General features: G+C 37.5%; 9 protein-coding genes. 3 read left to right on the forward strand and 6 right to left on the reverse strand.

What is annotated here, in order from left to right; genetic code table 11:
• Window positions 1-39 precede the first annotated feature (39 nt).
• The 3 genes from EHQ52_RS08165 to EHQ52_RS08175 all read left to right on the forward strand — a co-directional run bounded on the left by EHQ52_RS08165 (window position 40) and on the right by EHQ52_RS08175 (window position 4232).
• Entirely contained in the window at window positions 40-273 is a 234-nt protein-coding gene (locus tag EHQ52_RS08165; RefSeq protein ID WP_135614704.1) for a hypothetical protein, read from the forward strand.
• Window positions 270-2180 (forward strand): MutS family DNA mismatch repair protein, encoded by a 1911-nt coding sequence (locus EHQ52_RS08170; protein ID WP_135614705.1) that lies wholly within the window; start codon window positions 270-272, stop codon window positions 2178-2180. Before EHQ52_RS08165 ends, EHQ52_RS08170 begins: the two co-directional genes overlap by 4 nt.
• 81 nt (window positions 2181-2261) lie before the next feature.
• Complete coding sequence (locus tag EHQ52_RS08175; protein ID WP_135614706.1) at window positions 2262-4232, forward strand: LTA synthase family protein; 1971 nt, start codon at window positions 2262-2264, stop codon at window positions 4230-4232.
• Here the strand turns inward: EHQ52_RS08175 and EHQ52_RS08180 are convergent, their stop codons facing one another.
• From EHQ52_RS08180 to EHQ52_RS08205, 6 genes are all read right to left on the reverse strand, one after another.
• A complete protein-coding gene (locus EHQ52_RS08180) occupies window positions 4233-6293 on the reverse strand; it encodes an AsmA family protein (RefSeq protein ID WP_135614707.1) in 2061 nt (686 codons plus the stop codon). It abuts the gene before it with no gap.
• A 1-nt stretch (window position 6294) separates the two neighbouring features.
• A complete protein-coding gene (locus EHQ52_RS08185; protein ID WP_135614708.1) occupies window positions 6295-7257 on the reverse strand; it encodes an ABC transporter ATP-binding protein in 963 nt (320 codons plus the stop codon).
• The gene (locus tag EHQ52_RS08190) at window positions 7254-8246 is read right to left on the reverse strand and encodes an ABC transporter ATP-binding protein (protein ID WP_135614709.1); all 993 of its coding nucleotides are present in this window, start codon (window positions 8244-8246) and stop codon (window positions 7254-7256) included. Before EHQ52_RS08190 ends, EHQ52_RS08185 begins: the two co-directional genes overlap by 4 nt.
• Complete coding sequence (locus tag EHQ52_RS08195; RefSeq protein ID WP_135614710.1) at window positions 8243-9283, reverse strand: ABC transporter permease subunit; 1041 nt, start codon at window positions 9281-9283, stop codon at window positions 8243-8245. The genes EHQ52_RS08190 and EHQ52_RS08195 overlap by 4 nt, the downstream gene beginning before the upstream one ends.
• Complete coding sequence (locus tag EHQ52_RS08200; protein ID WP_135614711.1) at window positions 9280-10293, reverse strand: ABC transporter permease subunit; 1014 nt, start codon at window positions 10291-10293, stop codon at window positions 9280-9282. Before EHQ52_RS08200 ends, EHQ52_RS08195 begins: the two co-directional genes overlap by 4 nt.
• Before the next feature lie 103 nt (window positions 10294-10396).
• The gene (locus EHQ52_RS08205; RefSeq protein WP_135614712.1) at window positions 10397-11527 is read right to left on the reverse strand and encodes a lipocalin-like domain-containing protein; all 1131 of its coding nucleotides are present in this window, start codon (window positions 11525-11527) and stop codon (window positions 10397-10399) included.
• Window positions 11528-11541: the final 14 nt, after the last annotated feature.

Genomic DNA, 11541 nt, shown 5'->3' on the forward strand with positions numbered 1-11541 from the left:
TTCTTGTACGAAAAGAAAGTGCGGAGTAAATTCGGTAAAATGCAGATCCGTCTGGAAAATAAGACTGGCAAAAGATCGGGAAGATTCGTCGTGTACGAGTACGGAACCGATCTATTCGGCTATGTCTACGTGGACAAATTTTTGGGCCGCGATAGAGGCAAAATGGTCTCCACATGGTTGATGCAAGATGTAGGTTCTTTGGTTCGTCTTTTGGACCATGAAATATACAAAAGAGAGACTGAAAACTACGAGAACGTTACTTTAGCGGTATGAACGCCCCTCATAGGGTCCGCCGACTTGGATCCCAAATTTCCCGCCTGGGAAGGATCATCCAAAAAGAAGAATCCACTCTTTCCCTATTATCCACTTTCAGAATACTTTCCTTCTTATTCTTTCTTTCTTGGATCGTTGGAGTTTATCTTCTCCGTACTTTATCTGATCTATATTATTTACCTTCGATCCTTATTTTAGCTGTATTCTATCGTTTATTATCAGCGTACCAAAAGAGAAGAGAGAAGATCAGAAGGTTACATGTCTGGACAGATTTCCTAACAGCACAGATCTCCAGGATCCAATTGGATGGAAAACATTATCCAAAATCTAAAAGAGAATATTATAAAAATCTGGTATTAGAGACAGGGCTTCCTTCTTGGACCAAAGATTTGGATTTTTTAGGGGAGAAGGGTGTCTTTTCCAGAATAGACACCACTATTATCCAAAAAGGAACTTCTAAATTTTTAGAATACTTCTTAGAAACTCCCGAAGAATCAAAGGTTATCGCGAGACAAACTGCAATCATTGGTCTTTCTAAAAGAGCGAAAGTTCTACAAAAGTTGCTCAGACAATTTAGATTATATGAGGCTTCCTTTCCGGCTAGAAGAGAAGGAGAAGAAGAAAAACTTCCTTCTTATATTCCTAAGATCGGAAATTTGCAGCCAGAACGTTCTGAAAAGAATAAGATAGATTTTCCATTTAATCTATTTGAAGAAGAGCCAAATGATTTTTGGAAATCTTCTTTTGGAAAAGTTTCAGATGTACTCAGAGTTTTATTTCCTATTTGGCTAACTCTTGTGTGGCTTTCAGTATTAGGAAGTCTTCTATTCGGACAGACCTGGGGATTCGGGATATTCATTCTTCATTCTGCATTTTTTGGATCTTATAGAAATAGATCCTTAAGAATGTTACAACCAATTGCAGAAGATTCTGAAACACTAGAGGAATTAGGAAAACTTCTACTCTACATACGTTCTTCTAATCTTTCCGGGACAAAAGGAGAGATCTTTTTATCCAATTGGAAGAAGAAGGATCTCAAAAACTCTTGGAAACAATTTCTAAAAATTTCCAATCTAGCTGCTTATACTCAATCGCCTTTAGCTCATGCATTATTAAATATTCTATTCTTCTTTGATCTTTGGATCTGGAGAAGGTATACATCTTGGTGGAATAAGGACGGTGCTTCTTTAAAGGCATCTATGTCGGACCTTGCTGAATTGGATGCCTTACTTCCACTTGCGAACTTGAGCTGGATAGAACCTGGATTTACTTTTCCTAAATTAGAAAAATCAAATACAACAATCCATGCGAAAGACTTAGTGCATCCATTGATCCCTGCCGACAAAAGAGTGTCGAATGATCTGGAGCCTATGCAACCAGGGAAACTTCTTCTTTTAACCGGATCGAATATGTCTGGAAAAACCACATACTTAAGAGCATTGGGAATTTCAGGAATATTTGCAATGGCAGGAGGACCTGTACCTGCTTCTGAATTTATAACTCCTATCTTAGAAGTACATTCCAGTATCAGAAACGAAGACTCTGTAGAAGAAGGGATCTCTTTCTTTTATGCGGAAGTCAGACGCCTCGGAAAAATATTACAAGAAGTGAAAAATTCCCAAAAAGGAAAATTAGTACTATTAGACGAGATCCTAAAAGGTACGAATTCTAGAGAAAGAACAATCGCCTGCAAAGGGATTTTGAAGAAGTTAAGACAGTACGGTGTGTTCGGAATTATTACAACTCATGATCTGGAATTAGCAGATTTACCTGAACTTTCTTTATTTCACTTCAGAGAAGAAATCGAGAATGGCAAGATGACTTTCGATTATAAGATCAGATCCGGTATAGTTCAATCCAGTAATGCTCTGGAAGTTTTAAGATTAGAAGGTTTGGACCTGGATTAAATCAGACTTGGGTTGGTAGCCAGTATCCCTGTTTTTTGTCTTGCCCGACAGGCTCTTTAAAATTCTAATCAATTGGAAAAGATGAAACGTTTACCAAGCAATCTTAAATTGATCGGCGGCTATGCCATCTACTTTGTTCTCATTCTAATCCTTTATAAGGCAGCTTTTCTTTGGGTGTATTCCTATAGATTAGAGGGCGCAGCAACCAAGGATGTTTTGTGGGCGATCTTGGTAGGACTTAGGTTCGATATCTCAGTGATCGGAATGATCTTAGGACCATTCGCTTTTCTTTCCTGTCTTCCATATATAAATCGATTCAAGTTTTTCAATTTTTTCTGGGGATATTTTCCAATCTTGATCAGTGTTTGGATGCTTTCACATTTGATCGCCGATATAGTTTATTTCGAGAATGCGAACAAACATATTGGTTACGAAGGTTTCGTATTTATTGGAAAGGATATGGGTGTGATCTTAAAATCAGCCTTTGAACAAAATCCTTTCTTAGCCGTAGTTGCTTCTCTTTTAATTTTGGTATTTTTACCGTTATCCACTTATCTTTTCTTAAAATTTAATCCTTACAAACACGAACCTGAGTCCTGGAAAAGGGACTCTATTCTTTCTTTTGTAGTTTTAGTATTAGCTGTTTTTGCGATCCGAGGAGGAGTTCAAGAAACTCCTTTAAGAGCTAGTAATGCAATTGTTTCAGGACATTCTTTCGTAAACAATATTGCATTGAATGGTGTATTCACTTCTATTATGGATTTGAAAAGTCAATCCATTCCGAATTATTTAAAATTAGAAACTAAAGAATCAGTTCGTATCGTAAGAGAAGAAATCTCTTACGATGGTGCTGAATTCGTCGGAAAAAAATATCCTTTATTAAGAAAACAGAAACAAACCAATAACGGAAAACCTCCGAATATAGTTTTAATCCTTCTTGAAAACTGGACCGGGAAATTTATAGATCCGATAAGCGATGGAAAAGTTTTCGGAAAAGAACTCACCCCTAATTTTAATAAACTTTTAAGAAAAGGAAGATTTTATACCAGATTTTTTGCCTCCGGTGGAAGAACAACGAATGGTATGATGTCCATCCTGACGGGATTACCGGATCGGCCTGGATTGACTGTTGTTCGCACTCATCAAGTACTGGGAAATTTTTCCGGGATAGGAAATATTTTCAAAGGTTTAGGATACGATACATTCTTCGTAACCGGCGGAGATTTAAGTTTTGATAATAAAGCCACTCTAATGCCTCATTGGGGATTCGATTCTGTTCTGGGCGAAAAAGAGATCGCTAAGTTGAACAGATTTAAGATCGGAGCCTGGGGTTATGATGATGCAGATGTACTTCAGGTGCTGCACGAAAAAATTTCAGAATCCAAAAAACCTTTCTTAGGAGTTTCTCTAACCTTATCTACACATTATCCTTATCGTGCTCCAGATCCTAAATTTAGGATCTTTAAAGAAGACGAGAGAGACTTTGAATATCTAAATGTGTATCATTATGCGGATTGGGCCCTTAGAGATTTTATGGATCGTGCTGAAAAATCTAAATACTTTGATAATACGATCTTTGTATTTGTAGCGGATCATACTCACCATCGTTATTTAGATTATTATGAAGACAGAAATATTCCATTTTTAATATATTCTCCAGGGAGAATTTTACCTGCTATCGATGATCGAGATGCTTCTCAATTGGATGTAATTCCTACTATTTTGAGCATGGTTGGTAAAGAGGCCTACTTCTCTGCTATGGGAAGAAATTTGCTCGCTCCTAAAAAAACAGAGTCTGCTTACTTTGCTTACGGGAATTTGATCGGTTGGATTGAGTCTGATCTATTCTATATCCATTTCGTGGATGGAAATCGTAACTTAAAGTATTCTGCGAAAGGTCCAAGGCAAGAAGTAAGTCTTTGTGATATTCAACCAAAGATCTGTGATTCACATTTTAATAAGGCTAGAGCATTCTTGAATCTTAGCCATGAATTGATGAATCAAAATTTGGTATTTCCAACTAAGGAAGAATTAGAACGAAAAGAATATTGATTATTTCTCTTTTTGTTTTTTATCAGATTCGGGACTGCCACCACCGAATAGACCGGTAACGCCGTCCCAAAGATCTCTTACATATTCTCCGATCACGGAACCGGCTACTCCACCAGCGTAAGGTCCGCCAAGAGGAATTAAATAAGGCCCTAATAAAGTCATACCTGTATACACACTTCCAAGCCAGATAGGATCTACATAAGGTATACTCTTTCCGAATGTTCCTGCGTAGATAATAGGGATCTGCAAACCTTTGCCTATATACTTTCCTCCAAGACGAAGATGTAATCTCATATCTATCTTTTGATCAAAGCCTACCGTACCCTTCCCATCCACATCCATTCCACTGTTCTCAATCTCCAGCTTCATGTTGGGGAAGTACATCTCATTGCCAGAAATTTTTACGTCAGATCTAAGAGCTTCGAATTTTAATTCTCTACCATCCACACCTTTGAATGTGATAATTTTACCGACGGTATTCAAAACTGGCACCATGAAGTTTGCGTAACCTACTAGCTCTCCATTTTTAATCGTGATATTCCCGATCCCTTTCATGTTTGCGAAAAGTTCGGTCACAGAATCTCTGGAATGATTTTTTATCTGCGTTTCAAAGGAGAACCAACTGGAAAGTTCGCCTTCCATAATTTTCTCGGATAGGTAAGGAAGAAGGACCTTATCCACCTGAAGTCTATGAGCATCTCCCTCTACTTCTATTTTTGGAATATCAGGATATATTTTAGCTTTTCCTAATATTTCTCCATTATAAATATATGCGTGGAAATTTGGGATAGAAAGAAGCGGATCCACATACTTTGCTTCCATTTTGATATGAGCAAATCTATGTTTGAACGCGAAGATATTATTCAATTCTCCGGTAAAATAGAAGATACCTGGAGGAGAATTTGGATCGAAAAGATCTTCTCTGACTTGGAATAGCTTTCCTAATTTTAAAAGATTATGATAGTCTCCATAATCTGCCTTGATATCGAACTGGCCTAAACTTCTGTTTTTCCAATTCACACTTCCTTTTGCAGTGGCCTTTGCCACTCCTTCCCAAACTGTTTCTATAAAGGGAAAAACTACTTTTTTATTGATCAAATCCAGATCAAAATCTACGTTCAATCTGATATTTCCGAAAAGAAGCCCGCCTTTATATGCAAGATCCTTAATTTGGTTTCTGACTTTAAATCTGAATATAGTACCTTCTTCTTTTACTACTTCTGTTCTTCCTGAAAGTTTTGTTTTAGAGAAGTCTCCAGCTGGAAAAATATTAAATATTCCTCTAAGCAATGAAAGTGAAAGTTCTTCCGTTTTTAAGATTGCGCTGAATTGTAATTTTTCCCAATTCACTGGGAAGTTTTGTAAGCCGCCCGTCATTTCTAGATCGATAGGTTGATCGTCTATACTTCCTTGGAATAAAAGATCCACATCCTTCCCATAAAATGAAACGGAGACCTGGGACTTTTTGAAATATACTATATATTTTTTATCGTGGCTTTGTTCGTTATATACTAATGTGAAATTATCTATTTCAATATTTTTCAAACTAATAGCAAGAAAGTCCTCAGTAGAAAATCCGATCCGAGAATTTACATCATCCAAAAGTTCTTTTACATTGCTCTTCTGTTCTGTTTCCTTCTTCTTTCCATTCAAATATTCTACTATATCAAAAGATCCATCCTTTCTTCTTTCTAGATGAAGGGAGCCGCCATTAATGGAAACATCTCGGATCTCTATCATTCTTTTGATCAAGCCAAACCACGAGATATCTATATCTACTTTGTCGCTGACTGCGATCAGTACATTGTCCTTTCTGATCTCAATTTGATTTAGTTCGATCCCCGGGAATGGAAGAAGATACAGATCCGAGTCTGCGACTTTGATATTAAGACCGGTTGAAATTCTGAGACGATCTAGTATAAATTCTTTATATACGTCTTTTCTTTGAACGAAAGGGATATAGACGATCAGTATGAATAATAATACAAAAAATCCGAGAGCAGAGATATAGCGGATCTTATTCTCTTCTAAATACCGATTGAGTACATCCCAGGAGCGCATTTTATTTTCCGTCCGGAAAATGACAATAGGACTTATGACCTTCGCCTAGATTTTTCCATTCCGGAGTTGTTTCGGAACAGATCTCTTTTGCAATTGGGCAACGAGTATGGAAATGACAACCTTTCGGCTTTTTTAATATACTTGGCACTTCTCCTTGGAGAGGAGTTTTTCGGATCTTACGATTTTCTACCTCGAATATAGCTCCGAATAATGCCTTTGTATAGGGATGAGAAGGTTTTTCTGCGATCTGTGATTTAGTTCCGATCTCTACGATCTTTCCCAAATACATAACTGCGATCTTATCTGAGATAGATTTAACGATTCCCAAATCATGAGAGATGAACAAATAAGAAAGTCCAAAGTCTGCTTTCAACTTTTGTAATAGAAGAAGAACTTGAGCTTGGTTGGATACATCCAGAGCAGAGACTGCTTCATCGAAAAGTATAAATTCAGGTTTTAGGATGAGTGCTCTTGCAATTGCGATCCTTTGTCTTTGCCCTCCCGAAAATTCATGAGGATATCTATTTAGGATGTCGGGAGAGAGCCCTACTTTTTCCAGAATATCGGAAGCTTCCTTTTCTGCTTGTTCGTCCGTATAATTTTCGTGGATAAACAATCCTTCCGTTAAAATATCTTTAATATTTCTTCTTGGGTTCAACGAGGAATAGGGATCTTGGAATACAATTTGGATTTGTTTTCTAAATGGCAAAAATTCTTTTTCTTTTATATCTAAAATCTCTTTTCCTTTGAAAAATATAGATCCTGAATCTGATTTTAGAAGTCTGAGTATCGCTCTACCTAATGTGGATTTGCCGCAGCCAGATTCTCCTACTAGGCTGAAGGTTTCTCCTTCTTCCATTTCTAAATTTACGTTTTCTACAGCTTTAATTACTGATTTTCTTCCACCGAAAAAACCTTCTTTTCCGTAACTTACATTCAGATCTTTGATCTCTAAAAGTTTCATCCCGCAAGCTCCTTCTTCTCGTTTAAGAAACATGCTGAAAGATGTGCGGACCCATTCGTATTTTTTAATATAGGTTTTATTGTATTACAGTGGGAGAAAACGAAATCACACCTGTCGGAATAATGACAACCTTTAGGATAATTTCCGGGAGAAGGTAATCTTCCCTCTATAGGTTTAAAAACTCCAGTCTGAGAAAAATGAGAAGGTAAAGAATCTAAAAGATCTTTTGTATAAGGGTGATTCGGCTCATCCAAAACTTGGTCCACTGTTCCGAGTTCAGCAATTCTTCCTGCATACAATACACAGATCCGATCAGCAATATGGCTGACTAAACCAAAATCATGTGAGATGAATAATACAGATAAGTTCATCTTTTCTTTGAGTCTTAGCAGAAGTTCCACCAACTGGGCTTGGACTGTAACATCCAAAGCAGAAGTAGGTTCATCCGCAATCAGAAGTTCCGGATCGCACATCAACGCCATCCCGATCCCAACCCTTTGTAAGATACCTCCGCTCAACTGATGAGGATAACAATTCATCCTTAATTTTATATCTGTAATTCCTACTGCCCCAAGAAGATATTCGGCTTTATCTTCCGCTTCTTTACGGGTCCCGAGTCCATGTGCTAAAAATCCTTCTGTCATTTGGTCTTTTATTTTGCTTAAAGGATTTAAAGCGGAGAAGGGTTCCTGGAATACGTATGAGATTTTTTTACCTCGGATCTTTCTTAAAGTTTCTGAGTCTGCTTGAAGAAGGTCTGTTCCTTGAAATATTACTTTTCCATTCGAATATCTAAAAGATTCGTTAGGAAGTAATTTTGTGACCGCCGCAGAACATACAGATTTTCCACAACCTGATTCTCCTACGAGTGCAAGAACTTCTCCTTTACGGATCTCGAAATTGATATCTTCCAATAATGGTACGAACTTTCCTTCTTTAGAAAGTTCTAGATTTAAATTAGATACTTGGAGAATAGCTTCCGAATTCATTCGTACGTTACCTTCTCCTTAGAATCAAAAGAATCACGGATACCTTCTCCTATAAAAGAAGAAAGAAGAATGGTCGCTGCCAAAGACAAAGAAGGAAATGCGATCAACCACCAAGCTCTAAGATTATCTCTTCCTTGGCTGATCATTTCTCCCCAAGAAGGATTTGGTGCTGGAATTCCGTAACCTAAAAAGTCCAGAGCGCTCAAAATAGAAATCGAGCTGATAAGGGCAAAAGGTAAGAAGGTCACAAGTGGAGTGATCGCATTCGGGAGAATATGATTTTTCATAATACTCCAAGAACTAGCGCCTAACGCTTTTGCTGCATCCACATATGTGAGAGACTTGGATCTATAAAATTCTCCTCTCATATATGTGCTGATCCCTATCCAGCTTAATGCGGAATAAGTGATCCCGAGTACAATAAATCCTCGGCCGAAAAAGGAACCCATGATAAGGATCAAATATAAGAATGGGATAGAGGATAATATTTCTATGATCCTTTGTGTGATGATATCTGTTCTTTTTCCATAATATCCTTGGATCCCGCCTACAATTGTTCCAAAGATAAATTCTATAATTACTAATATTAGTCCGAAACTCATAGAATTTCTGTACGCATAAAAGATACGAGTGAACACATCTCTTCCTCTATCATCAGTTCCTAACCAATGTTTTAGGCTAGGAGAAGAAGGTGGATTTTCGTCATTATCGATTGTTTCTAAATTGTCTTCGTTATATCCGTACGGAACTGGTGGAAATAAGATCCAGTTATCATCATCTTCTTGGAATTCTTCTCTCAATTTTAGTTTTTTGTAATTTACCGGAGAATATTCGGATCCTCCGAAATCCTTATCCGTATAACGGAAGAAGATAGGGAATTTCCAGGAATCATCATAAGAAACAATCCAAGGCTGATTATTTGCAAGTATTGGTGCAAATAAAGAAATGATATAAGAAGTCCCTAAAATCCAAAGAGAGATCCATGCCTTTGTATTGGATCTAAATTTTTCGAACCTTCTTTTAGCTAAAGAGTTCATGCTTCGAAATTGATCCTTGGGTCGATGATTACATAACAAAGATCTGAGATAATATTTCCGATTAATGATAGAAAACTTTGGATCAGTAGTAATCCCATCATCAGGTTTGTATCTCTTTCTGTGACCGCCTGGAAACCAAGTAACCCGATCCCATCTATGCTGAATACTAACTCGATAATCAAAGATCCTGCTAAAACCAAACTTAGATTAGAGCCGAAACCAGTGGCAATCGGGATCAGACTGTTCCTGAAAGCATGTTTGTAAATTGCATCTTTAAAAGATAAACCTTTGGAGATTGCAGTTCTAATATACTCTTTAGAGATTTGGTCTAAGAGAGAGTTTTTCATTAAAAGAGTGAGCATTGCAAAAGATCCGGAAACATAACAAAGTACCGGTAAGAACATATGCTCTGCTCTATCTATGATCTTTTCGAAAAAATCCAGGTCATCGTAATTATCAGAATATTCATGGCCTAGAGGAAATACGGAAAATACTTCTCCGGAAGAGAATAGATATAATAATAACATGGAAAGTGCGAATACAGGGATCGAGTATGCAATCAATATGATGATACTTGTTGCACTATCGAATGTTTGTCCACTTTGGATCGCTTTACGAATTCCTAATGGAATACATATCAAATAAGAAAGTAGAAACCCTGAAAGACCGAATGTAAGAGATACAGGAATTTTCTCAAAGATGAGTTCGTTTACAGGACGAGAATGTAATCTAGATTCTCCCAAATCTAAACTTGCCACATCCCATAACCAGTAAAGGTATGCAATTGGAAGAGGTTTGTCTAAACGAAGTTTTTGTTTTAGTATGTCTATCTCTTCGTTGTTGATTAAAGAAGACCTAGCTCCATCTTCATTGCCGTATCCTCTTAGCTTTGCGATCTCTCTTTCTAAGGGTCCGCCCGGAGCCAAATGGGATAAAATAAATACAAGGAATGTGATTCCGAGGATCGTGGGAATGATCAGAAAGATCCTTTTTAAAAAATAATTTCTCATTCTGATAAAAGTCCGTTATAAATCGAATCCCTCTTCGGGCATCGAACAATTTTCCATACCGTTTGCCAGGGATAAAGGTTTTTTCTCCGGCCTAAATCGGCAATTAACGGAAAGGTTTTAATTCCAGGTAACCTTTTCCTTTTACGGATTTTCCTTCGATATCTCCACCGACTTTAACTGCACCTTCCCAATAAATTAGTCCAGTGCTAGATCTTGCGTCGAATTCCTGCTCTTCGAATTTGGGCGAGATATTCAGGTTAAATCGTTCGGAAATTAATTTCCATCGTAATTTATAGGAATTTCCGGTTTGGTCACTTTTCCAGGTCTTATCTTCCGGAACAAATTTCAGATCGTTTTCATTTTCTAAAGATGTTACTTTTCCTTCAGGAGACCGATAGGTCCCGAAAGTTTCCACATCTCCAGATCTGTTCTTAAAATTGAAAGCCATGATATCGGAACCATCTTCCATTTGGATACAGATCCAGTCCCAGGAAATATCTTTGGAAGAAAGATCGAATGCTGCCTCGGTTCCTTCTGGACTACTCCATTCATGGTCCATCCAGCTTGTGCCGGATTTTACATGATATTCTTTTCCTTCTAGATAAAGAGAACCCTTGGTTTCTAAACGAGGAATGCTATAATAATTGGAGAAAAATTTAGGATTCTTTCTGCTCTTGAGAGACTTTCCGTTTTTGCCATGGGTAAGTATATTTTTTGATTTGGTGCTTAGTTCTAATTCTAAACCAAATCCAGAATCAGTTCTTGGAAAAGCAGAGATCCTAAAATCCGCGGGACCTGTAACTTCCATACGATAGTCACCGCTCCATAAATTGCTTTTGTCTTGGCCTGCTACTCCACCTAATTCTCTTTCGATGGTTTGTGAGATCTTATGTTTTTCATCTTCCAGATCAGAGATCGCAAAGTGAACTGGATACAATGCAACTTTCGGCCCGAGGTAAGCTCGGAAGAAACTTAACTCATATCCTAATTCTTTACCTTCTTCCGTATCCAAGATACCAATGAAATAACACCATTCTACTCTGTATCCTTTATGGAAAAAGTGGTCTTGGGGAAATTTAAAACTTTTACCTTGGCTTTCTTTTAGATCGGTTTTAGGAGCGGCGAATCCGTTTCCGCTCGAGATTAAAAGTATAGAAGAGAACAGAACTGAAACTAGGATCCCGGAGGTTCTATTTGGTCTTGCGACTCTATTTGTTAAAAATTGGAAGGGCATAAATCGTCCTTATT

The organism is Leptospira koniambonensis, assembly GCF_004769555.1.
Taxonomy (GTDB): Bacteria; Spirochaetota; Leptospiria; order Leptospirales; family Leptospiraceae; genus Leptospira_B; species Leptospira_B koniambonensis.